20 protein-coding genes are annotated in these 23431 nt (G+C 71.6%); 11 read left to right on the forward strand and 9 right to left on the reverse strand.

Annotation, left to right across the window (positions count from 1 at the left end; all coding sequences use genetic code 11):
* Positions 1-4: 4 nt before the first annotated feature.
* Positions 5-595, forward strand: a complete 591-nt coding sequence (locus OHS18_RS23290; protein ID WP_328449322.1) for an SACE_7040 family transcriptional regulator — start codon at positions 5-7, stop codon at positions 593-595.
* A 46-nt stretch (positions 596-641) separates the two neighbouring features.
* Positions 642-1139: a hypothetical protein gene (locus OHS18_RS23295; protein WP_328449321.1), complete on the forward strand. Its 498-nt coding sequence runs from the start codon at positions 642-644 to the stop codon at positions 1137-1139.
* Positions 1140-1211: 72 nt separating this feature from the next.
* Here the strand turns inward: OHS18_RS23295 and OHS18_RS23300 are convergent, their stop codons facing one another.
* On the reverse strand, positions 1212-1841 hold the full coding sequence (locus OHS18_RS23300; RefSeq protein WP_328449319.1) for a TetR/AcrR family transcriptional regulator: 630 nt from the start codon (positions 1839-1841) through the stop codon (positions 1212-1214).
* Positions 1842-1921: 80 nt separating this feature from the next.
* Here OHS18_RS23300 and OHS18_RS23305 point away from each other — a divergent pair, with 80 nt between their 5' ends.
* On the forward strand, positions 1922-2800 hold the full coding sequence (locus OHS18_RS23305; protein WP_328449317.1) for an AurF N-oxygenase family protein: 879 nt from the start codon (positions 1922-1924) through the stop codon (positions 2798-2800).
* Positions 2801-3019: 219 nt separating this feature from the next.
* Here OHS18_RS23305 and metX read toward each other — a convergent pair whose 3' ends face one another.
* Together metX and OHS18_RS23315 are read right to left on the reverse strand one after the other, a co-directional pair.
* Entirely contained in the window at positions 3020-4135 is a 1116-nt protein-coding gene (metX, locus tag OHS18_RS23310) for a homoserine O-acetyltransferase MetX (protein ID WP_328612404.1), read from the reverse strand.
* Positions 4132-5442, reverse strand: a complete 1311-nt coding sequence (locus OHS18_RS23315) for a bifunctional o-acetylhomoserine/o-acetylserine sulfhydrylase (RefSeq protein ID WP_328449312.1) — start codon at positions 5440-5442, stop codon at positions 4132-4134. The genes metX and OHS18_RS23315 overlap by 4 nt, the downstream gene beginning before the upstream one ends.
* Before the next feature lie 191 nt (positions 5443-5633).
* Between OHS18_RS23315 and rdmE the strand changes: the two genes are divergently transcribed.
* Entirely contained in the window at positions 5634-7184 is a 1551-nt protein-coding gene (rdmE, locus tag OHS18_RS23320; RefSeq protein ID WP_328612405.1) for an aklavinone 12-hydroxylase RdmE, read from the forward strand.
* Here rdmE and OHS18_RS23325 read toward each other — a convergent pair.
* Complete coding sequence (locus tag OHS18_RS23325) at positions 7181-7801, reverse strand: class I SAM-dependent methyltransferase (RefSeq protein ID WP_328612406.1); 621 nt, start codon at positions 7799-7801, stop codon at positions 7181-7183. The two genes, rdmE and OHS18_RS23325, sit on opposite strands and share 4 nt — an antisense overlap.
* Before the next feature lie 50 nt (positions 7802-7851).
* Here OHS18_RS23325 and OHS18_RS23330 point away from each other — a divergent pair, with 50 nt between their 5' ends.
* Positions 7852-9414 carry a PucR family transcriptional regulator gene (locus OHS18_RS23330; protein ID WP_328612407.1) on the forward strand — a complete coding sequence of 521 codons (1563 nt, stop codon included), beginning with the start codon at positions 7852-7854 and terminating at the stop codon, positions 9412-9414.
* 147 nt (positions 9415-9561) lie between these two features.
* The gene (locus OHS18_RS23335) at positions 9562-10461 is read left to right on the forward strand and encodes a zinc metalloprotease (RefSeq protein ID WP_328449306.1); all 900 of its coding nucleotides are present in this window, start codon (positions 9562-9564) and stop codon (positions 10459-10461) included.
* Positions 10462-10525: 64 nt separating this feature from the next.
* On the opposite strand, the gene OHS18_RS23340 is transcribed toward OHS18_RS23335, so the two are convergent.
* Entirely contained in the window at positions 10526-11461 is a 936-nt protein-coding gene (locus tag OHS18_RS23340) for a zinc-binding dehydrogenase (protein WP_328612408.1), read from the reverse strand.
* Positions 11462-11633: 172 nt separating this feature from the next.
* On the opposite strand from OHS18_RS23340, the gene ald reads away from it, so the two are divergent.
* Positions 11634-12749, forward strand: coding sequence for an alanine dehydrogenase (gene ald, locus OHS18_RS23345; RefSeq protein ID WP_328612409.1), 1116 nt, complete (start codon positions 11634-11636; stop codon positions 12747-12749).
* Between the two features lie 3 nt (positions 12750-12752).
* Here ald and OHS18_RS23350 read toward each other — a convergent pair whose 3' ends face one another.
* The 3 genes from OHS18_RS23350 to OHS18_RS23360 all read right to left on the reverse strand — a co-directional run bounded on the left by OHS18_RS23350 (position 12753) and on the right by OHS18_RS23360 (position 15939).
* Complete coding sequence (locus tag OHS18_RS23350; protein ID WP_328612410.1) at positions 12753-13883, reverse strand: acyltransferase family protein; 1131 nt, start codon at positions 13881-13883, stop codon at positions 12753-12755.
* 45 nt (positions 13884-13928) lie between these two features.
* Entirely contained in the window at positions 13929-15203 is a 1275-nt protein-coding gene (locus OHS18_RS23355) for a sensor histidine kinase (RefSeq protein WP_328612411.1), read from the reverse strand.
* Between the two features lie 70 nt (positions 15204-15273).
* A complete protein-coding gene (locus OHS18_RS23360; protein WP_328449297.1) occupies positions 15274-15939 on the reverse strand; it encodes a response regulator transcription factor in 666 nt (221 codons plus the stop codon).
* A gap of 546 nt (positions 15940-16485) precedes the next feature.
* Between OHS18_RS23360 and OHS18_RS23365 the strand changes: the two genes are divergently transcribed.
* The 4 genes from OHS18_RS23365 to OHS18_RS23380 all read left to right on the forward strand — a co-directional run bounded on the left by OHS18_RS23365 (position 16486) and on the right by OHS18_RS23380 (position 23094).
* Entirely contained in the window at positions 16486-17526 is a 1041-nt protein-coding gene (locus tag OHS18_RS23365) for an ABC transporter ATP-binding protein (protein WP_328612412.1), read from the forward strand.
* Positions 17526-18410 (forward strand): ABC transporter permease, encoded by an 885-nt coding sequence (locus OHS18_RS23370; protein ID WP_328449295.1) that lies wholly within the window; start codon positions 17526-17528, stop codon positions 18408-18410. Before OHS18_RS23365 ends, OHS18_RS23370 begins: the two co-directional genes overlap by 1 nt.
* Before the next feature lie 106 nt (positions 18411-18516).
* Positions 18517-22263 carry an ABC transporter ATP-binding protein gene (locus OHS18_RS23375; protein WP_328612413.1) on the forward strand — a complete coding sequence of 1249 codons (3747 nt, stop codon included), beginning with the start codon at positions 18517-18519 and terminating at the stop codon, positions 22261-22263.
* Between the two features lie 225 nt (positions 22264-22488).
* The gene (locus OHS18_RS23380; protein WP_328612414.1) at positions 22489-23094 is read left to right on the forward strand and encodes a DUF4291 domain-containing protein; all 606 of its coding nucleotides are present in this window, start codon (positions 22489-22491) and stop codon (positions 23092-23094) included.
* 7 nt (positions 23095-23101) lie between these two features.
* On the opposite strand, the gene OHS18_RS23385 is transcribed toward OHS18_RS23380, so the two are convergent.
* Complete coding sequence (locus OHS18_RS23385) at positions 23102-23374, reverse strand: hypothetical protein (RefSeq protein ID WP_328612415.1); 273 nt, start codon at positions 23372-23374, stop codon at positions 23102-23104.
* Positions 23375-23431 lie beyond the last annotated feature (57 nt).

Below are 23431 nucleotides of genomic sequence, written 5' to 3' on the forward strand. Positions count from 1 at the left end.
CCGGATGGCCGCGAACCCGACGCCACTCGTGAACGGCGAGAAGGCGAACAGACGCGAACAGATCCTGGCCGCGGCCGCCGAACTGTTCGCCCACCACGGCTTCCACGGCGTCGGCATCGACGACATCGGCGCCGCGGTCGGCATCTCCGGCCCGGCGCTCTACCGCCACTTCCGGAGCAAGGACGCGATCCTCGGCGAGATGCTGAACTCGATCAGCCGCTACCTGCTCGACGGCGGCACGACGTGGGCGGGCAGGCCCGGCACGCCGGACGACACGCTGGCCGGGCTCGTCGCGTTCCACGTCGGCTTCGCGCTCAACCACCCGGCGCTGATCACCGTCCAGGAGCGCAACCTCGCGAACCTCACCGACGCCGACCGCAAGCAGGTGCGCGCGCTGCAGCGCCAATACGTCGAAGTGTGGGTGCGGGCGATCCGCGAAGCCATGCCGGAGCTGGGCGAACGGCAGGCGCGTTCGGCGGCACACGCCGTGTTCGGACTGATCAACTCGACCCCGTACAACCGCCATCTCGGTGACGGCGAACTCGCCGAACTGCTCTCCCGGCTCGCGTTGGGTGCTCTGCGCGCGGCCGGATGACCGACCCGGATCAAGGTATCCCCACGAGCGCCGTCGCTGGTGTTTGATGGGGCACGTGGACCCGGACTGGAACGAGCGGCTCGTCGAGAAGGCCCAGCGCGCGTTGACCGCGCTGAGCGTCGGCGACGACGCCGAGGCCCTCGTCGAGGTCGCCCCGACGGCGACCGAACCGCAGGCCCGCGCGGACGAGACCAAGCACCTGATGCTGCTGCTGTTCGGCGAGTGCAGCGCGATGGTCTCGACCCTGGGCGACGGCGGCACCGCGCCGGTCAAGGTCCAGGTCTTCGACGAGGACGGCGAAGAAGTGTCGATCGACCAGGCCGACCCGCCGGTGCGGACGGCCGTGCGGACGCTGCTCGCCGAAGTGCACGGCAACACCGAGGCGGCGCAGGAGCAGGTCGAGATCGCCCTGGCCAACGCCGCGCCGGACGAGGTCGACAGCCTGGTGCTGCAGGCCCTGCGCTGGACGATCCGGCTGTCGGTGGAGTGCTTGGACCGCGACCTGCCGGTGGCCCCCTGGATCTCCGAAGCCGTCTCGGACTGAGGCGTCACTTTCCTAGGGAAAGATGCGTCGCCGCCGGGTCGAGGCGCATCTTTCCCTACGAAAGTGACGCGTCTACGCCGGGCGCAGGGAGCGGACGATCGGGGTCAGGTAGAGCTCCGCGACGCGACGGCGTTCGACGTCGTCGTCGACCGGCAGCACCGTCTCGGGCGTGAGCACCAGGGAGACCACGATCCGGATCAGCAGCTCGGCCATGCCGTCGATGTCGTCGTCCGGCAGGCTGAGACGCCCCGCGGCGATCTCCGCGCGGAAGTGCGTCGCGATCCGGGCGCGGGCGGCCGCGAAGAGGCCGCCCGCCTGGACCGTCAGGTGCGGCAGGATCAGCTCCGGCTCGGTGCGCAGCAGGCGGGTGAGCAGCCGGTGGCCGCGCAGGTATCCCAGGGAGAAGCTCAACCCCTCGATGAGCTTCTCCTCCGGGGAGTCCTGGGCCTCGACGACGGCGTCGACCTTCGTCAGGAACCGCTTCATCTCCCGCAGGATCAGCGCGTTGAGCAGCTGGTCCTTCTTCGGGAAGTAGCGGTAGATCGTCACGCGTGAGAGGCCGACGCGGCGCGCGACGTCGTCCACGGTGAACCGGCGCAGCCCGAAGTCCTCGGCCTGGGTCAGGGCCGCGCCCATGATCCGTTCGGACGTCTCGTCGCCGGGCAGCTCGGCGTCGAGCGCGTGCTGCAGGAGGTTGCGCATGGGCCAACCCTAAGCCGCTTTACAACTTGACGAAACTTGTTACATGCGTTCTAGTGTTTCACGACACCGGGAGGCGCGGAATGGGTGATCGGGAAGCGACGGCCGAGCGGCTGCTCAAGTCGAGCGCCCGGCTCTCCTACGACCCGGACGTCGACGTCCACTGGGCCGCGCCGCTCAACGAGGACCAGTTCTTCATCCCCGAACGGCTGGTTTCGCTGTACGGCACGCCGCTGTGGGACACGCTGACCCGCGAACAGCGGATCGAGCTGTCGCGCCAGGAGCTGGTCAACACCGTCAGCGTCGGCATCTGGTTCGAGATCATCCTCATGCAGATGCTGCTGCGCGCGTCCTACCGGCAGGACCCGACCACCCGCCACGTGCACTACGCGCTGACCGAGGTCGCCGACGAATGCCGGCACTCCACGATGTTCGCGACGCTGATCGAGCGCGTCGGCGGCCGGCCCTACCGCAACAACCGCTGGCTGCAGCGCTCCGCGCAGACGTTGCCGCTGATCCTGCACGGGCCCGCGATGTGGGTGGCCACGCTGATCGGCGAAGAGATCTTCGACGCGCTGCAGCGTGAGCACCTCGACGACGAATCGGTGCAGCCGCTGGTGCGCGCGGTGATGCGGATCCACGTGACCGAAGAGGCGCGGCACGTCCGCTACGCGCGGGACGACCTGGTCCGTTCGCTGGCCGGCGCGCCGTGGTGGCGCAAGGAGTTCACGCGACTGGTCGTCGCCGTGGGCGCGTTGCTGATGTCGCGGCTGCTGTCCCGGCCGCGGCAGTACCAGCGCGCCGGGCTCGATCCCGCCGTGGCCGTCGCGGCCGCGCGGGCGAGCGCGCACCGGCGGGAGACGCTCGCCTTCGGCGCCCGGAAGCTGGTGCGGTTCCTGCGGGAGAACGACCTGATCGGCGGGCCGAGCGCGGTGCTGTGGCGCCGCGCCGGGATGCTCTAGGAGGGAAAGCCATGGCTCTCAAGGATCTTCTCGTCGCGGGCACCGGCCGGCTGGCCGACCGGATCAGCACCGCCGGCGAAGAGGCGGGCGAGCGCGCCGATGACGTCGCCTGGCGGGTGGCGAAGCTTTCGGACAAGGCGGCGGAACGGCTCGGCGACGTCGCGGCCGGCGCGTCCCGGCGAGTGGCGGAACGTCTGGTACGGCTGGGAGAACGGGTCGCTAACCCAGCAACGCCTTCACCAAGGCGGCGATCTGCTCGGTCTCGATGAGGAACGAGTCGTGGCCGTACGGCGACGTCACCACCGAAGGCTCCGTCGTCCCCTTGATCCCGGCAGCGATCTCCGCCGACTGGTACAGCGGGTACAGCCGGTCGCTGTCCACGCCGCCGATCACCGCGCGAGCCGTCACCCGGCCCAAGGCCGCCGCGACGCCGCCACGATCACGGCCGACGTCGTGGGTGTTCATCGACTCCGTCAGCACCAGGTAGCTGTTCGCGTCGAACCGGCCGGCCAGCTTCTCGGCGTGGTGGTCCAAATAGGACTCGACGGCGAACCGCCCACCCCGCAACGGGTCCTCGTCACCCTGGTACGTCCGGCCGAACCGCTCGGCCAGCTCCGGCTCGCTGCGGTAGGTCACGTGCGCGATCCGGCGCGCGACGCCGAGGCCGCGAAACGGCCCGGCCGGCGCCGAGTAGTAGTCACCGCCGTGCCAGTCCGGGTCCGCGCGGATCGCGTGCAGCTGCGGAGCGGCCCAGGCGATCTGCTCCGCTGACGCGCGCGCCGTCGAGGCCAGGACCAGCACCGTCGCCACCCGCGAGGGCAGCGAAACCGCCCACTCGAGCGCGCGCATCCCGCCCATGGACCCGCCGACGACAGCCGCCCAGCGGGCGATCCCGAGCGCGTCCGCCAGCACCGCCTCGGTCGTGACCTGGTCCCGGACCGTCACCACCGGGAAGCGGCTGCCCCACGGCGTCCCGTCCGGGTCGGGCGACGACGGCCCGGTCGACCCCTGGCAGCCGCCGAGCACGTTCGGGACCACGACGAAGAACTCCTTGGTGTCCAAGGCTTTCCCGGGCCCGATCAGCCCGTCCCACCAGCCCGCGCCGGGATGCCCGGGCTCGGCCGGGCCGGCGGCGTGGCTGTCGCCGGTCAGGGCGTGCTCGACGAGGATCGCGTTGGACGCGTCGGAGTTGAGCGTCCCCCACGTCTCGTACGCCAGGGTGTAGCCCGGAAGCGCACCACCGGCCTCGAGCGTGAGCCCGGGGCCGGTGACGAACTGCCGGCGGCCTGGCGGATCCCCGATCCGCCAGGCCCCGGTGACGGGCTCAGCCGTCACAGATCCGCCTTGGCCGCCCGGAATCCGGCTTCCAGGTCGGCCTTGAGGTCCTCGACGCCTTCCAGCCCGACGGCGAGCCGGACCAGACCCGGCGTCACGCCGCTGGCCAGCTGCTCTTCCGGCGAAAGCTGGCTGTGCGTGGTGGACGCCGGGTGCACGATCAGGCTACGGACGTCACCGATGTTGACCAGCTGGCTGTGCAGTTCGGTGCCGTCGACGAACTTGCGGCCGGCGTCGACGCCGCCGCGCAGGTCGAACGACAGCACCGCGCCCGCGCCGCGCGGCAGGTACTTCTGCGCTGCGGAGTAGAACGGGCTGGACGGCAGGCCGGCGTAGTAGACCTTCTCGACCTCGTCGCGCTGCTCGAGCCACTCGGCGAGCGCCTGCGCGTTCGCCACGTGCCGCTCGAGGCGCAGCGACAGCGTCTCGATGCCCTGCAGGATCAGGAAGCTGTTCAACGGTGAGATGGCCGCGCCGGTGTCGCGCAGGATCTGGACGCGCGCCTTCGCGGCGTACGCGCCCGGGCCGAGCGCCTCCCAGTACTTGAGACCGTGGTAGCTCGGGTCGGGCTCGGTGAAGCCCGGGAACTTCGCCGCGTCCTTGCCGAAGTCGAACGTGCCGCCGTCGACCAGTACACCGGCCACCGTGGTGCCGTGGCCGCCGAGGTACTTGGTCGCCGAGTGGACGACGATGTCGGCGCCGTGCTCGATCGGGCGCAGCAGGAACGGCGTCGGCACCGTGTTGTCGACGACCAGTGGGACACCGGCCTCGTGCGCGGTGTCGGCGACGCCGCGGATGTCGAGGACGTTGCTGCCCGGGTTGGCCAGCGTCTCGGCGAAGAACAGCTTCGTGTTCGGGCGGACGGCGGCGCGCCACTGCTCGAGGTCGTCCTGGTCCTCGACGAACGAGACCTCGATGCCGAGCTTCGGCAGCGTGTAGTGGAAGAGGTTGTAGGTGCCGCCGTAGAGCGACGGGCTGGAGACGAAGTGGTCGCCCGCGTTGGCGAGGTTGAGGATCGCCGCGGTGGTGGCGGCCGAACCGGACGCGAACGCGAGCGCCGCGACGCCGCCTTCGAGCGCGGCGACCCGCTGCTCCAGGACGTCCTGCGTCGGGTTCATGATCCGCGTGTAGATGTTGCCCGGCTCGGCCAGGCTGAACAGGTCGGCGCCGTGCTGGCTGTCGCGGAAGACGTACGACGTCGTCTGGTAGATCGGCGTCGCCCGCGCGCCCGTGGCCGGATCCGGCGCGGCGCCCGCGTGGATCTGCCTGGTCTCGAAGGACCACGCCGAGGTGTCGTCCGCGCTCATCGGTTCTCCTTGCGGCTCAAGGGGGTGCTGGAGGGCTGCGCGTCCGAAGCTACTTCGGCCGAACGGAGTACCCAACCGTTCCCACGTCCTGGGAGACACGCTACCCGGGGTGGTCGCGAACAATTGTCTTGCCAACTAAATCTCTCTGTTACTAAGATACTTTGCACAGGGAGACTCAACGGGAGGTAGTCATGACGGAACGGGCACAGGTGCTGGTCGTGGGGGCCGGACTCGGCGGATTGTCGGCGTCGATGTTCCTGGCGCAGGACGGAGTGGACGTGCTGACGGTCGAGCGGCACGCGGGAACGTCGGTCCACTCGCGGGCCTCCGGGCAGAACTGGCGCACGATGGAGCTGTTCCACTGGGCGGGCATCGACGACGACGTGCTGCACGCCAGCCCGAGAGCGTCCCAGGGCCTGCGGATCACGGTCGCGACCAGCCTGGCCGGGCAGGTGTTCCACCGGATCACCGAGGACGGCAGCGAGTTCGACGTCTCGGCCACGACCACGATGCCGCACGGCATGGCCGGGCAGGACGTCGTCGAGCCGATCCTGCTGGCGGCCGCGGAGAAGGCGGGCGCCCGCGTCCGGTTCCGGACCGACCTCGTCGAGCTGACCCAGGACGACGACGGCGTCACCGCGACGCTGCGGCACCGCGACTCCGGCGAGGAGACGGTGGTGCGCGCGGACTACGTCGTCGCGGCCGACGGTGGGCGCAGCGGGATCCGGCAGGCGCTGGGCATCCCGGCGGACGGCTTGGACGGGCTCAGTCACTGCCTGGGCGTGGTGTTCGACGCCGACCTCGGCGACCGCGTCAAGGCGGGCGTGACCGACCTGTTCTACCTGCGGCACCCGGAGTTCACCGCCGGGCTGACGAACACCGACGTCGCCGGCCGGTACGTCTTCGGCCCGGATTACCACCCCGAACGCGGCGAGAGCCCGGACGACTTCGGGCACGACCGGCTGGTCGCGATGATCCGCACCGCCACCGACCTGCCGGACCTCGATCCGAAGATCGTCTGGACGGGCTCGTGGGAGATCGCCGCGCGGCTGGCGGAGCGGTTCCGGTCCGGGCGGGTCTTCCTGGTCGGCGACGCGGCGAAGGTGACCCCGCCGACCGGCGGCCAGGGCGGCAACACGGCGGTCGGCGACGGCGCGGACATCGCGTGGAAGCTCGCTTCGGTCCTTCGCGGCGACGCGGGCGAAGCGCTGCTGGACACCTACGAGGCCGAGCGGAAGCCGATCGCGCGGATGATTGTCGACATGTCGCTGCACAACTTGAAGGAGCGGATGCGTCCCGACCTGGACGTCTCCGGACTGACGCAGGCCGAGGACCCCTTGGCGGCGGTCCTCGGGTTCCGCTACCGGTCGACGGCGGTGCTCTCGGAGGAGCCGGACGACGGCGCACGCGTCGAAGACATCCTGGCGCCGACCGGCCGGCCCGGTTTCCGCGCGCCCGGCATGGCGTCCACAGTGGACTTGCTGGGGCATTCGTGGGTACTGCTCTGCGCCGGCGACGATTCGCGGTGGGCCCCGGCGGCCTCGGACATCGCGACCGGGACCGGGGTGCGGCTGGATTGCCGCGTTGTGGACGGTGACGAGTTCGCCGCGAAGTACGGCCTGTCCCGCGGGGGTGCGTCCCTGGTGCGGCCGGACGGCATCGTCGCCTGGCGCGCGAAGGAGCCGGCCGAGGACCCGGCGGGCGAGTTGGGGCGAGTGCTGACGGCGGTCCTGTCGCGTTAGAGCCGTCCCAGCACCCAGTGGAAGGTCGCGTCGCCTTCGGGCTCGCGCATCGTCACCTGCTCGTCCACGACCAGCGTGAAACCGGCGGCTTCGAGGAGCCGGCGGTTCTCCGCCGGGGCGTGGCTGCTGAAGAACATCGGTGTGCCGAGCCAGTCGGCTTCGACGCCGTTCACCTCACTGCAGCCCAGCGCGGCCAGGAACCAGCCGCCGGGCCGCAGCCAGCCGGCGATCCGCGTGAAGAGGTCGCCCTGGTCCTCGCGGGGCACGTGCAGGACCGAATAGAACGCCGTGACGGCGTCGAAACTCCCGCCAGGGAACGACACCTCCGCCATGTCGGCCTTCTCGAACCGCGCGCCCGGGACGTTCCGCCGCGCGAGAGCCAGCTGCGCCGCGGACAGGTCGACGCCGAGGACGTCGTGGCGGTCGGCGAGCAGCGCCGTGCACGGCACGCCCGCACCGCAGCCGAGGTCGAGCACCGCGGCGCCGTCGTCGAGCCGGCCGGTCAGCTCCCCCAGGAACCGCAGCCGCGGGTCGTCGGCGATCCGCGCGCTCCACTCGAGGTAGCGCTCCGCCGAGCTGTCGTAGCCGGATTCGACGATCCGCCGGGGTTCGTTCACCTCGCCGACCCTAGCGAGCCGCGCGATCCGTTTTCGGCGAGAATGAGCCGGTGGTGTCGGTGCGCAGCGTGGTCGACCGGGTGGGGCCGACGCTGCTCCACGCGCTCCAGGTGCCCGACGACTCGCCCGCCGTCGCCGATGTCGTGATCGCCGAGCCCGGCGGGGGCGTCACCCTTGCCGCCGGGGACCTCGTGCTCGGCGTCGCCACCACCGGGCCCGAAGACGCCGCCGAGCTGGTGAAACAGAGCGCCGAGCAGGGCGCCGCCGCGGTGCTGCTCAAGCCGCCCGTCGCCGCGAAGACGTCGGTGAAGCGGGCGGCGAAAGCCGCCGGGATCGCGCTGATCCAGGTGCACGCCGCGACGTCGTGGGCGCAGCTCGTGTGGCTGCTGCGGACCGTCCTCGACGCGCTCGCCGACGAGTCCGAGAACCTCGAGAACGACACCGGCTCCGGCGATCTCTTCCGGCTGGCCGACGCCGTCGCGTCCGTTGTGGACGCTCCGGTGACCATCGAGGACACCAACTCGCGCGTGCTCGCCTACTCCGCCCGTCAGGACCTCACCGACCCCGCGCGCGTCGCCACGATCATGGGCCGCCGCATCCCGGACGACGTCCTCGCGCGGTTCCGCTCGCGCGGGGTGTTCCGCGAGCTCTCGCGCGGGCGGCAGACGATCTTCGTGCCGGCCCAGCGCGACGGCACGCTGCCGCGGCTGATCGTGCCGATCCGGATGGGCGGCGAGCTGCTCGGCTCGATGTGGGCGGTGGTCGCCGGGCCGGTGTCCGACGAGCGCGCGGCCGCCTTCGCCGACGCCGCCCCGGTCGTCGCGCTGCACCTGCTGCGCCGGCGGGCTTACACGGACGCGCAGCGCCGCGCGTCGGCCGAACTGCTGCGCGGCGTGCTCGAAGGCCGGGCGAACCCGCGCAAGGCGATGGCGGAGCTGGACCTGTCCGACGAGCCGCACCGCGTGGTCGTCATCGAGGTCACCGGCGGCGACGGCCGGGACGCCGAGGGCCTGCGGCTCGCGTTGCTGGAACGGCTGTCCCAGGGCATCGGCCGCCGTCCGGTGGCCACCGAACTGGGCGGCCTGCTCTACGCCGTGGTCCCCGACCGCGCCGGCTCCGGCGGCTGGGCCGAGCTGCGCGAGGCGCTCGCGACGCAGTCGGCGTCCCGGCGCGGCGGCGCCCCGCGAGCCGCGGCGGGCGCGCCCGGCGAGATCGGCGACCTCTCGACGTCCCGCGCCCAAGCCGACGAAGCGCTCGGCCTGCTGCGCGCGGAAATCCTCGACGAGCGTGTCATCACCTTCGACGAGGCTTGGACGGCCCTGGCGCTGCACCGCGGGGCGACGGCGGCGGTCGCGGCGAAGGTCGCGGACCTCGGGCCGCTCGGCGCGTTGCGCGCCCACGACGAGACGAGCAAGGCCGGGTACACCGACACGCTCTACGAGTGGCTGCGGCACCCCGGCGACCCGCGGGCGGCGGCGCGCGAGCTGCGGATCCACCCCAACACCCTGCGGTACCGGATGCGGAAGCTGCTGGAGCTGGTCCCGCTCGACCTCGACGACCCCGACGTCCGGCTCGCGCTGATCACCCAGCTGGTGGCGTTGCGCTGGAGCTGAGCCGTTCTGGCTTATGCACTGGTCCGCATGGATCGCGCCGATAGTACGGATTGTCCTTTCCCGCCGAAAGAAGGTGGATTCCGGCGGTTCGACGGCGCATTTTCGCTGCACCACCCGGGGTGGCCGGGTCGTCGCAGAGGAGTGTCCATGAGTTTTCGCAGGGCCCTGAAGCTGGGCGCGGTGTCCGCGCTCTCCCTGGTTTCCCTGGCCGTCCCGGGCACCACGGCCGGCAGTGCCGTCGCGGCGCCGAGCGGCGACTGCTTCACGCCGACGCAGTCCGCGGACCGCAGCAAGGACGGCCACGCCGACAGCCTGTCGCCGGCCGAAGCGGCCCGTGTCGAAGCCGACATGCAGAGCAAGCTGGCCGGCAAGCGTGCCGCGCTCGCGCCCGCGGCGACGTCGATCCCGGTGTACTTCCACGTGATCACCAGCGGCTCGACCGGCAACCTGCCGGCCGCCACGATCACCAAGCAGATCTCGGTGCTCAACAGCGCGTACGGCAGCAAGGGCTTCAGCTTCAGCCTGGTGAGCACGGACTACACGAACAACTCCACCTGGTACAACGGCATCACCGACGGCACGTCCGCCGAGCGCAACATGAAGAACGCGCTGCGCAAGGGCGGCAAGAACGCGCTGAACATCTACACCGCCAACCTCGGTGACGACCTGCTCGGCTGGGCGACGTTCCCGTGGAACTACACGTCGTCGCCGAAGCTCGACGGCGTCGTCATCCTCGACGAGTCCCTCCCGGGCCGCTCGGCGACCAACTACAACGAGGGCGACACGGCGACCCACGAAGTCGGCCACTGGATGGGGCTCTACCACACGTTCCAGGGCGGCTGCTCCGGTTCGGGCGACTACGTCTCCGACACCCCGGCCGAAGCCACCGCGACGTCCGGCTGCCCGGCGAGCAAGAACACCTGCTCGGCCGCGGGCAGCGACCCGATCCACAACTTCATGGACTACAGCTACGACGGCTGCATGTACGAGTTCACCGCGGGCCAGGGCACGCGGATGACCAGCTCCTGGTCCGCCTACCGCGCCTGACGCTCAAAGCCGTGAATGGCACATTGAGGGACTCTGAGTCCCTCAATGTGCCATTCACGGCTTTTCACGGGACCAGCAGCGTTTTGCCCACCGTGGTGCGGGATTCCATCGCCGTGTGGGCGTCGGCTGCCCGGGCCAGCGGGAAGCGCTGGCCGATCAGGGGGACCAGGCGGCCCTCCGCCGCTTCCGTCAACGCCGACTTCGTGAACGTGCGCATGTCCTCGGGGCCGCCGATCCCGCGGACCAGCGAGACGTCTCGGGCGGCAGCGTCCTCTTCGGACACTTCCGCCCACGAACCGCCCGCCAGGCCGTAGCTCGCCATCCGGCCGCCGGGGCGCAGCAGGCCGAACGCCGCCGTGCCGATGGCGCCGCCCACGCCGTCGAAGACCACGTCGACCTCGCCGACCGCAGACGTCCAGTCCGGGCGCGAGTAGTCGACGACCGCGTCGGCGCCCAGCACTCGCGCCACCTTCGCCGGGCCGCCCGCGGCGCCCACCACCGACGCCCCCGCGGCCTTCGCCAGCTGGACCAGCAGGCCGCCGACCCCGCCCGCCGCCGCTTCGACCAGCACCCGGTCGCCGGGCCGCACCCCGGTCGCGTGGATCAGGCCGGTCGCGGTGCGGCCGTCCGCGAGCAACGCCACCGCCGCGTCGAGCGCCAGCCCCTCCGGCACCGGGAACACCGACGCCGCGTCCACCGCGACGCGTTGGGCATACCCGCCGGAACCCCCGGTCGACGTGACCACCCGCTGCCCGGCGAGGTCCGGGTCCACCCCCGCGCCGACCGCGCTGATCACGCCGCCGACGCCGTTGCCGGGCACGATCGGCAGCCGGGGACGGAACGGTCCCGGGCCGCCCGCCCGCATCTGCGTCTCGACGAACGTGGTGTTCGCGAACGCCACCTCGACCACCACCCGGCCGTCCCCCGCGACCGGGTCCGGGGCCTCCCCCGGGACGAGTACTTCCGGACCGCCGAACTCCCGCATCCACACCACGCGCATGCCGCACAGGCTGCAACTTCAAGCGCGGTCGAAGTCAATGGCCTGTCGGCTCAGCACTATGAATGCGTCGAATAACTGTCCGCTCAGCACGATGACACCGCCGTCCGGGTGGCTCACCGTGAAGGACACCACCGCACCGATTCCGGACGCAGACCGACCCAGGAGGCCGACCGTGCGTATCGCCGTTCCCCGTGAGATCAAGAAGCACGAGTACCGGGTCGCGCTGACCCCGGCGGGGGTGCACGAGCTGGTCGGCCGCGGGCACGACGTGTTCGTCGAGACCGGTGCCGGTGTCGGCTCCTCGATCACCGACGAGGAGTACGTCGCCGCCGGCGCGAAGATCCTCGCCACCGCGGACGAGACCTGGGCCCAGGGCGAGCTCGTGCTCAAGGTCAAGGAGCCGATCGCCGAGGAGTACCCGCGCCTGCGCGCCGACCAGGTGCTCTTCACCTACCTGCACATCGCCGCCGACCGGCCGCTGACCGACGCGCTGCTGGCCGCGGGCACCACCGCGATCGCCTACGAGACCGTCCAGACCGCCACCGGCGCGCTGCCGCTGCTCGCCCCGATGTCCGAGGTCGCGGGCCGGCTGGCCCCGCAGGTCGGCGCGTTCTCCCTGATGAAGCCGAGCGGCGGCCGCGGCGTGCTGCCCGGCGGCATCCCCGGCGTGCACCCGGCACGCGTCGTCGTCATCGGCGGTGGCGTGGCCGGCCTCAACGCCGCCCGCGTCGCGCTGGGCCTCGGTTCGGACGTCGAGATCCTGGACACCAACGTCGACCGCCTCCGCCAGATCGACAACGACTTCGGCGGCCGCATCCGCACGGTGACGTCGAACCGCCTGTCGGTCGAGGAGGCCGTGCTGCAGGCCGACATGGTCGTCGGCGCGGTGCTGGTGCCGGGCGCGAAGGCGCCGAAGCTGGTCTCGAACGAGCTGGTCTCGCGGATGAAGGCGGGCAGTGTGCTCGTCGACATCGCGATCGACCAGGGCGGCTGCTTCGCCGACTCCCGCCCGACCACGCACGACGACCCGACCTACACCGTGCACGAGTCGGTCTTCTACTGCGTCGCGAACATGCCGGGCGCGGTGCCCCGCACGTCCACTTACGGCCTCACGAACGTCACGCTGCCCTACGCGGTCCAGCTGGCCGAGCACGGCTGGAAGACGGCGCTGCAGGCGGACGCGGCCCTGGCGAAGGGCCTCAACACCCACGCCGGCGCCCTGACCAACGGCCCGGTCGCGGTGGCCCACGACCTGCCGCACACGCCGCTGGCCACCGTCCTCGCCTGACGTTCACCTCACCCGAGCGGGTCCCTGTCGTGCGTCGGCAGGGGCCCGCTCTCCTTTTGCCAGGAGTTTGGCCAGGAGCCGCCGGCCGTACGCGATGGCCGGCAGCTCGACCCAGCGGCGCAGCCCGCACGCGAAGAGCAACGCGACGGCCGACGTCGCGGCGGCCTTGGCGAGGCCGGTCGGCAGCAGGAGGCCGGTCACGCCCGCGGCGCCGGTCTGCGCGAGGTACAGCGCGTACGACCGGTCCCCGACGAACGTGAACGGGCGGCTCGCCAGCAGCCGCCGGACCGGACTCTGCGCGATCACGGCGACGAGCAGCAGCGCCGACCCGGCCGCGTAGATCGGCACGACGTACTGCCAGTGCCCGCCGAGCAGCTGCCCCAGTGGCTTGACCGAGAACTGCAGCACGACGAATCCGAGCGCCACCAGCACCGCCGCGGCCGGGCTGGTCAGCGGCCGGAACACAGCGAACCCGCGCGGGTGATGCAGCGCCAGGCCGAGCAGGCAGCCGATGACCAGCGAGCAGTAGTGCACGGACAAGCTCGCCCACTGCGCCGACGGCGCCAGCGGCAGCACGCCGAGCACGAAGCACACCACACCGGCGCCGATCACGGCGCGCAGCAAGGATTTCCGGCTGCGCGCGAACGACGTCAGCACGAGCAGCGCGGGCCAGACGAGGTAGAACTTCTCCTCCACACCCAGCGACCACGACGTCGGGTAGGGCGTGTTGTAGTCGACGACCTCGTTGAAGAACGTCAGGTAGAACGGCATCGCGTCGGCGAGCCGGCTGGCGTGGTAGGTCCCGGCGAGCGTCACGGCCAGCGCCGTCAACCCGAGCAGCAGGAAGTACACCGGCAGGATCCGGAAGACGCGGCGGACGTAGAAGCCGCGCAGGGAAATCCGGCCCGTGCGGTCCTCTTCCCGCAGCGCGAGGGTCGTGATGAGGAAACCGGACAGCACGAAGAACAGCTGGACGGCGATCCAGCCCTGCAGCCGGTCGACGACCGGGCCGCCGTAGTGGAAGAACACGACGGCGAGGGCGGCGAGCGCGCGCAGGCCGGTCAAGCCGGGAAACCACGACGACGCGCGGAACTCGGCGTGGTCGAGCGGCCGCCACCAGGAACGAACGATCATGGCCGCAGCGTCGGGCGCGGACGCTGAACCGGAGCTGAAGCGACCTTAAGACGTCTTCAGCTCCGGGAGCCGGACGACGAACCGGCTCCCGCCTTCGAGCTCGGCGGTGCCGCCGTGGGCGCGGGCGATGTCGGCGACGATGGCCAGCCCCAGCCCGGCGCCGCCGTCGTCGCGGGCGCGGCCGTCGTCCAGCCGGACGAAGCGGTCGAAGACGCGCTCGCGGTCCGCCTCCGGGATGCCGGGGCCGTCGTCGCTGACCGCGAGCACCGCCTGTCCGTCCACAACGGACACTTCGACGACGACGCGGGACGTCGCGTGCCGCTCGGCGTTGTCGACGAGGTTGCGGACCAGCCGTTCCAGCCGGGGCCGGTGGCCGCGCACGACCGGCGTCGCGCGGACTTCGACGTGGACGTCGCGACCGGCGACCGCGGCTTCGGCCACCTCGGCCAGGGCCACGGGTTCGAGGCGGTCCGGGCCGGCGTCCAGCTTGCCGAGCAGCACGAGGTCCGCGACGAGGTCCTGCATCCGGGTGACGTCGAGCAGCGCGTTCTCGCAGGCGGCGCGCCAGTCGAGCCGGTCGGGGTGGGCCAGCAGCACCTCCAGCTGCGTCCGCATCGAGGCGAGCGGGGTGCGCAGCTCGTGCGACGCGTCGGAGGTGAACCGGCTCTGCCGGGTGACGGCGTCGTCGAGCCGGGCGAGCATCGAGTTCATCGTCGCGGCGAGGCGCGCGATCTCGTCGGCGCTGCCCGGCGCGGGGACGCGGCGGCCGAGGTCGTGCGCGCCGATCTCGGCGACCTCGGCGCGGATCGCCTCGACCGGCCGCAGCGAGCGGCTGACGGCGAACCACGCGATCACGCCGATCAGCACGGCGACCGTGGGGACGCCGGCGGTGAGCGTGGCGCGGGCCGAGTCGACCGCCGCCTGGCCTTCGGGGTCGATCCGGACACCGGCGTAGACGTCGTACTCGCTGTCGCCGCTGACCTCGTGGATGACGTGCACGGTGAGGTCTTCGTCGAGCCCGCCCAGTTCGGGGGCGCAGCCGACGGAGGCGGGATCGGCCCGGTCGATGGCGCCCGGCCCCACCGTGACGTCGGCGTCGTACGCGGCCAAGGTGGCCCCGCGCAGCGCCGGGCAGGACGCCAGCCGGTGCCCCGACCGGTCGGTGACTTCGTAGATCGAGTCACGGACGAGCAGTCGCAGGTCATCGGGCTTGGCGCCGGTGTCGAGCAGCTGGACGACCGCTTCCGCGTGGGCCACGGCGAGCTGCTGGGCGGCGTTTTCGAGGCGGCTCTGGGACTGCACCACGAACCAAACGGACACCGCACCGAGCGCGACAGCGGAGGTCGCGAAAGCCGTCAACGCGACACGAAAGCGGGTCGAACGGAACACCCTACGCACCGGAAGCCACCACGAGGTAGCCCGCACCGCGGACCGTCCGGATGGTCTCGCCGCCGAGCTTCCGGCGTAATGCGCTGACGTGCACCTCCACCAGGTTGGCGGTGGCCGAGGAGGCGAAGTCCCACAGGTTGTCGAGCAGCTCGGCCTTGGTGACGACCTGCCCCGGCCGTTGCACGAGGTAGGCGAGCAGCGCGAACTCCTTGCCGGTGAGCGTGATGTCGGAGTCCCCGCGCCGGCAGCTGCGCGTGGCCGGGTCGAGTTCGAGGTCCCCCAGTTTGAGGACCCCCGGCCGGGTGGCGCCACCGCGGCGGATGAGGGCGCGCAGCCGGGAGAGCAGGACGCCGTAGGAGAAGGGCTTGGGCAGGAAGTCGTCGGCGCCGGTGTCGAGGGCCTCGATCTCGTCGTCCTCGCCGTCCTTGGCGGTGAGCATGAGGATCGGGGTGCTGTCCCCTTGATCGCGCAGCCGCCGGCAGACGCGGTAGCCGTTGAGGCCGGGAAGCATGATGTCGAGCACGATGGCCGAGTAGGGATGTTCCCCGGCGAACCACAGAGCATCCCGCCCGTTGTGCGCGACATCGACGGCATACCCCTCGGCACTGAGCCCGGCCCGCAAGGCCTCGGCCAGCCGCAGCTCGTCCTCGACGAGCAAGATCCGCATCGAGCCAAGATGCCACAGCAACCCCACAAACGCCGGAGCAGGCAACACAGGCACCCAAGAGCAAGAGCAAGAGCAGAAGCCGGCCACCCCGGTAATCACACCTTCACCGGAAGCCGCCCCGGCCCCGAAGCCGGCCACGCTGGAAGCGGAGGAGAAGGCACCGTGGGGGTCCGGGGGCTCGGCCCCCGGGAGAAACAATGAAGACGAAGCGAAGGGCGAAGCCCGAAGCGGAGACGAAACGGCGACCCGCTCAACCAACCTGGGGGTCATTGGGAGCGGGCCGCCGTGTTCCACCTTAGAGGGCGCGGGGCGACTTTGCTGCACCGGGTCGGCAAGTCTGGCAAATTCTTTATCAACTCGACCCGCCCACGAGTGACTGTCGACCGCAAACCCTCTGGTCAGACGCTCGCCACTGCTACCGCCCGTGCCCGGAACCGGTTGCGGAACGTGACGAAGGTCGCTCTCGGCCGGTTCCGCCGTTCCGTGCGCGCGGGTCGCCCGAGTAGGGCAGGATGCGCCCCATCAGCGGGAACGTTAGGGGACGGTATGCACGACGGCAGTGGCCGGATTGTGGTGCAGAACCTGAGCAAACAGTTCGGCACGGTGAACGCTGTGCAGAACCTGAGTTTCACGGTCGAGCCGGGCTCGGTGACGGGCTTCCTCGGCCCGAACGGCGCCGGCAAGACGACGACGCTCCGCATGTTGCTCGGGCTGGTGACGCCGACGCAGGGGTCGGCGACGATCAACGGGAGGCCGCACTCGCAGCTGGGGAACCCGGCGCGGGTGGTGGGCTCGGTGCTCGAGAACGAGGGGTTCCACCCGAGCCGGACGGCGCGCAACCACCTGCGGGTCTACGCCGCCGCGATCGGGGTGCCCGACCAGCGCGCGGACGACGTCCTGGGCCTGGTCGGCCTGGGCAGCGCCGCCGACCGGAAGGCGGGCGGGTTCTCGCTCGGCATGCGGCAGCGGCTCGCGCTGGCGACGGCGTTGCTGGGCGATCCTCAGGTGCTGGTGCTCGACGAGCCGACGAACGGCCTGGACCCGGAGGGCATCCTCTGGCTGCGCAACTTCCTGCGCTCTTACGCCCATGAGCAGCATCGCACGGTGCTCGTGTCGAGCCACCTGCTCAACGAGGTGGAGCAGCTGATCGACCAGGTGGTCATCATCAGCCAGGGCGTGACGCGCTACAACGGGTCGCTGGACCAGCTGCGCAAGGGCCAGCAGTCGCGGGTGCTCGTGCAGCCGGCGGATCCCGCGGCGCTGGTGAAGGCGTTGCAGGAGAACGGCATCAACCAGGTTTCGCCGACGCCGGACGGCCGGGTCGCCGTCGCGGGCTCGTCGGTGCAGCAGATCGGGGACCTGGCCGCGAAGGCCGGGATCGCGGTCTACGGGATGCAGGAGGAGCACGCCGACCTCGAGCGGATGTTCTTCCAGCTGACGCAGGGCCAGTTCAGCGGCGGTCCTCAGGGGTATCCCCCGCAGCCGCAGTACCAGGGCCCGCCGCCGCCCGGCTACCCGCAGCAGTACCAGCAGGGTCCGCCGTCGGGGCCGCAACAGCAGCAGCACTGGGGAGGTCCGCAGCAGTGATGGGGAACCTGATCAAGGCGGAGTTCCGCAAGACGCTCTCGCTGAAGACGTGGTGGGTGCTGCTCATCCCGCTGGCGCTGGTGGCGTTCTGGCTGACGTTCGCGTGGGGCAAGATCACCAACGACTTCGCGGACTTCCTGAGCTCCGACAGCGACGCCCGGCAGGTCACCCGGCTGATCGGCCTGGACCCGAACCAGGTGCCGGTGGGGCTGCTCGCGCTGGCGCACGGCGTGAACATCGCGCAGCTCGTCCCCGGGCTGTTCGGCATCTTCGCGCTGGCCGGCGAGTACCGCAGCAAGACGATCACGACGACGTTCCTGACCGCGCCGAACCGGATCTCGGCGCTGACCGCGAAGATGCTCACCTACGTCGGGTGGGGCGCGATCTACGGGCTGGTCAGCTTCGGCGTCTCGGCGATCGCCGTGATGGCGTCGGTCGACTCGGGCCGCTGGCCGTCGGCGGGCCAGTGGCTGGCCGCGCTCGGCGGGACGGTGCTGGCCGCGGTGCTGGTGACGTTGTTCGGCATCGGCTTCGGCGCGGTGCTGCGCAGCGTGCCGCTGGCGGTGGTGCTGTTCCTGGTGTGGTTCCTGATCGTGGAGAACGTCCTGGTGATCCTGCTCTGGGGCCAGACGACCCTGCTGGGCGGGATCCTGCCGAACGGCACCGCGAACGGCATCGTCGGCGGTATCGCCGCGGACGCGTTCGGGTTCAACTCGCTCAACCTGCCCGCCGACGTCAACACGGGGGCGCAGCTGCTGCTGCAGTACACCGCGGCCGCGCCCGGCGTGCTCTCGTGGTGGGCCTCGGCGCTGATCTTCTTCGCGTGGACGATGCTCTTCTTCGGCTTCGGCTGGCTGGGCAACCAGAAGCGCGACATCACCTGATCCCGGAAGCCCGCGAAAGCCCCCTTACCGACCGAAAACGCCGGTGAGGGGGCTTTCGCGGCTTTCGGGGAAATATTCTGTCGGTCGCGACGCTTAATGTTGCTACGTGAGCACCGCACCGCCCCGCCTCCGTCAAGAGCTCCCACCCACCGAGACCGTCGGCTGGGTGCGGCGGCTGTCCGCCGCGGCGTGGGAGCACCGCGCCACCGTCGTCCTGTCGCTGGCCGCCGCCGTGTTCAGCGTCGGGGTGCAGGCCGCCAGCCCGCTGCTGGTGCGCGCGGCGGTGGACGACGCGGTGGCGGGTCAGACCGGCGCCCTGCCGGGGATCGCGGTCGTCCTGGTGGCGTTGCAGCTGGTCGCGTTCGCCACGGCGTTCCTGCGCCGCTACTTCGGCGGCAAGCTCGCCCTCGACGTCCAGCACGACCTGCGGCAGCGGGTGTTCAACGCGGTGTCGCGGCTCGACGGCGGCAAGCAGGACGCGCTGCGCACCGGCCAGGTCGTCTCACGCGCGATCTCGGACCTGCAGCTGGTCACCGGGATCCTGATGCAGATCCCGCTGTCCTTCGGTTCGGTGATCTTCGCGCTGCTGTCGTTCGTGGCGATGCTGTGGATGTCGCCGGTGCTGACGCTGATCGCGCTGGTCGTCACGCCCGCGGTGGGCATCGTCGTGACCCGCAGCCGCAAGCGGCTGTTCCCGGCGACGTGGTCGGCGCAGCAGCGCGCGGCGGACGTCGCGCAGCAGGTCGAGGAGACCGTCACCGGTGTCCGCGTCGTGAAGGGCTTCGGCCAGGAGTCGCGCGAAGTCGGCCGCTTGGAGCGGACGGCGCGCAAGCTGTTCGGAGAGCGACTTCGCGCGGCGAAGCTGTCCGCGGTGCCGACGGCCACGACCGCGGCGTTGCCCGCCGCGGGCCAGGTCGCGGTGCTCGGCATCGGCGGTGTCCTCGCGCTCGACGGCTCGATCACGCTCGGCACCTTCCTCGCCTTCGCGACCTACCTCGCGACCCTGATCGGCCCGGCCCGGATGCTCTCCGGCCTGGTCGTGCAGGCCCAGCTGACCCGCGCCGGCGCGGAACGCGTGTACGAGCTGATCGACGCGCAGCCGGACGTCGTCGACGCCCCCGACGCGCGGCCGCTGCCGAAGGGCCCGCTCGGCGTCGAGCTGAGCGACGTCCGGTTCGGCTACACCCGCAGCGAACCGGTGCTGGACGGTCTTTCGGTGACCGCGCACCCGGGCGAGACGCTCGCGCTGGTCGGCACCGCCGGGTCCGGGAAGTCGACGATCTCGCTGCTGCTGCCCCGCTTCTACGACGTGCACGCGGGCGCGATCCGCGTCGGCGGGCTCGACGTCCGGGACGTACCCCTGCGGCAGCTGCGCCAGTCGATCGGCGTCGTGTTCGAGGAAGCGTTCCTGTTCTCCTCGTCGATCCGCGACAACATCGCCTACGGCCGGCCCGACGCCGGGGACGACGAGATCGTCGCGGCGGCACGCGCGGCGGAGGCCGACGAGTTCATCCGCGCCCTGCCGGAGGGCTACGACACCCTGGTCGGCGAGCGCGGCCTGACCCTTTCGGGTGGCCAGCGGCAACGGCTCGGGCTGGCGCGGGCGCTGATCACCGACCCGCGGATCCTGATCCTCGACGACGCGACGTCGGCCATCGACACCGTCACCGAAGCGGCGATCCACGACACGCTGCGCTCGGTTACGGCGAGCCGCACGACCCTGCTCATCGCGCACCGGCGCTCCACCCTCGCGCTGGCCGACCGGATCGCGGTGCTCGACGACGGCCACGTCGTCGACGTCGGCACCGAGGCCGAGCTGATGGCGCGCTGCCCGCTGTTCCGCGAACTCGTCGCGGGCCCGGGTGACGACGTCGAGGAGAAGGTCCGCTGCGAGGGCCTCGACCGCGGCCCGGCCGGCGTCACGGCGGCGCTCTGGCCGCGTGACGAGGACAAGGACGAGGTCGACCACCTGGCCGAGGCCGCGCAGCAGCGCAGCGGCAACCCGAACAGCAGCGGGTTCGTCGGCGGGGGTGGCGGTCTCGACGTGCCGCCGACGCCGGAGCTGATCGAAGGCGTCCGGAAGCTGCCCCCGGTCACCGACGAGCCCCGGCTGTCCGATGTGGACGTCACCGCGCCGGACCCGCGGTTCCGGCTGGCGGGCCTGCTGCGGCCGGTCCGCTGGCCGCTGGCCGTGGTGATCGGCCTGGTCGCGGCGGACGCGCTGGCCTCGATCGCGCTGCCGGGGCTGTACCAGTTCGGCGTCGACCACGGCGTCCGCACCGGGGTGGAGTGGATGATCTGGCTCGCCGCCGGGATCGGCGCCGTGGTGATCGCGGCCGACTGGGTGGTGGTCTTCGCGCAGACCCGGCTGACGTCGCGGGTCGGCGAGACGGTGCTGTACGCGCTGCGCGTCCGCAGCTACGCGCACCTGCAGCGGCTCGGGCTCGACTACTACGAGCGGGAGCTGTCCGGGAAGATCATGACCCGGATGACGACGGACGTCGACGCGCTCTCGACGTTCCTGCAGACCGGGCTGGCCACCGCCGTGGTCAGCGCGCTGACGCTGGCCGGGATCACGGTGGCACTGCTGGTCACCGACGCCGGCCTGGCGCTGTACGCGCTGGCGATGGTGCCGGTGCTGGCCGTCGCGACGGTGATCTTCCGGCGGGCGGCGTCGAAGGCCTACAACGAGGCCCGCGAGCGCGTCAGCCTGGTCAACGCGGACATGCAGGAGAACATGAGCGGTCTGCGCGTCGCCCAGGCGTACACCCGCGAAGACCGCTCCGCCGAGGCGTTCGCTTCGCGCAGCGACGACTACCGCCGCTCGCGGCTGCGGGCACAGCGGTACGTGGCGACGTACTTCCCGCTGGTCGCGCTGATGTCCGACCTGGCGACGACCACGGTGCTGGTCGCGGGCGCGAACCGCGTGTCGGCGGGGACTCTGTCGGCCGGCGTGCTGCTCGGGTTCCTGCTGTACCTGCAGCAGTTCTTCTCGCCGATCCAGCAGCTGTCCTCGGTGTTCGACGGCTACCAGCAGGCCCGCGTCGGCCTGAACCGGATCGGCGACCTGCTGCGGACGCCGACGTCCGTCCCGCCGGCGGAACACCCGCTGGCGATCCCGAAACGGCTGCGCGGCGAGGTCAGCTTCAAGGAGGTCGACTTCGCCTACGCGGGCACGGAGGCGAAGGCGCTGGCGCAGTTCTCGCTGGACGTCGCGGCCGGGGAGACGATCGCGCTGGTCGGCGCCACCGGCGCGGGGAAGTCGACGGCGGTGAAGCTGGTCGCGCGCTTCTACGACGCTACCGGCGGCACGGTCCGGATCGACGGCACCGACGTCCGCGAGTACGAGCTCGCCGGGCTGCGGCACCGGATGGGCGTGGTGCCGCAGGAGGCGCACCTGTTCTCGGGCACGGTGGCCGACAACGTCCGGTACGGCCGCCCGGCGGCGACGGACGCCGAGGTCGAGGCGGCGGTCCGCGCGGTGGGCGCGCTCGACGGCGTCGCGGCGCTGTCGGCCGGGTTCCTGCAGCCGGTGGGCGAGCGCGGGCGGTCGCTGTCGGCGGGGCAGCGTCAGCTGGTGGCCCTGGCCCGGGCGGAGCTGGTGGACCCGGACGTCCTGCTGCTCGACGAGGCGACGGCGGCCCTGGACCCGTCCACGGAAGCCGCGGTCCTGCGCGCGACGGAACACCTGGCCCGCCGCCGCACGACGTTCGTGGTCGCCCACCGCCTCGCGACGGCGGCCCGCGCCGACCGCATCGTGGTCCTCGACCACGGCCGGATCGTCGAAACCGGAACCCACGAAGAGCTCCTGGCCGCGAACAGCTTCTACGCCCGCCTCTGGTCCCTCGGCTGACCCGTACCGGACCAGTCGGCTCACGTACCCGGAGAGTCGGCTCACGTACCCGGAGAGTCGGTTGGTGAGCCGACCGTCCAGGTACGCGAGCCGACTCCCTGGGTACGCGAGCCGACTCCCTGGGTACGCGAGCCGACTCCCTGGGTACGTGAGCCGACCCTGCGGGTACGTGTTCCGCACCGAAAGTCTCTCGCGGGGGTGGGCGGGCGCTGGGAGCATGGCGGGATGTTCGAACAACAGCGGGCGCCCGACCGGCAGATCCGCGCCGTGCAGACCGAGACCACCGTCCGGGTCTACCAGGCCTACTCGCCCGCGATCGCCGAGCCGGCGCTGGCGAAGCAGACGTTCGTCGCGCCGTTCAAGCGGGAGCGGATGACGTGGATCAAGCCGTCGTTCCGGTGGATGGCCTACCGGTGCGGTTACGGGACCAAGCCCGGGCAGGAGGTCGTCCTGGCGATCGACATCACCCGCGACGGCTTCGAGTGGGCCCTGGCCCACGCGGCGCTGAGCCACCCCGGCCGCGACCAGGACAAGGCGGCCTGGGAAGCACAGGTCAAGACCAGTCCCGTGCGCGTCCAGTGGGACCCCGAACGTGACCTCAACCACCAGGCGCTGAACTTCCGGGCGATCCAGGTCGGCCTGAGCGGCGAGGCCGTCGACCGCTACGTCGACGAGTGGATCACCGCTGTCACCGACGTCACGCCGGTGATGCGGCGGATCCACCAGCACCTGCGGGACTACGAGCTGCACAAGGCCGTGAAACTGGTCCCCCACGAGCCGCCGTACGAACTCCCCGAAGACCTCGCGCGGGCCATCGACGCGGACGGCTGAGAGCCGGCTAAGGCAACGCCCGCCACTTCAGGGACCCCAGTCCCGCGGCCTCGACGTCCGGGCGCCCCGCCCAGCGGAACGTCCCCGGCCGGACATGCACGCCCGCGCCGACCAGCCAGTCCGGCTCGCCGGGTTCGACGTGCTCCTGCTCCTCGAAATCGGCCACGGTGGGCCACACGGCCTCGCACGAATCGCACCGCAGCACGACCGTGCCGGACTCGGTGACCAGCGGCCTGACCAGGCCCTGGTCCCAGAACGACGGACATTCGAGCAGCCACATCCACCCAGGGGAACCGGCCGGGGTGAACGGCGGCGGTGCGCTCGGCGACGGGCGGGC

Source organism: Amycolatopsis sp. NBC_00355 (genome assembly GCF_036104975.1).
Taxonomy (GTDB): Bacteria; Actinomycetota; Actinomycetes; order Mycobacteriales; family Pseudonocardiaceae; genus Amycolatopsis.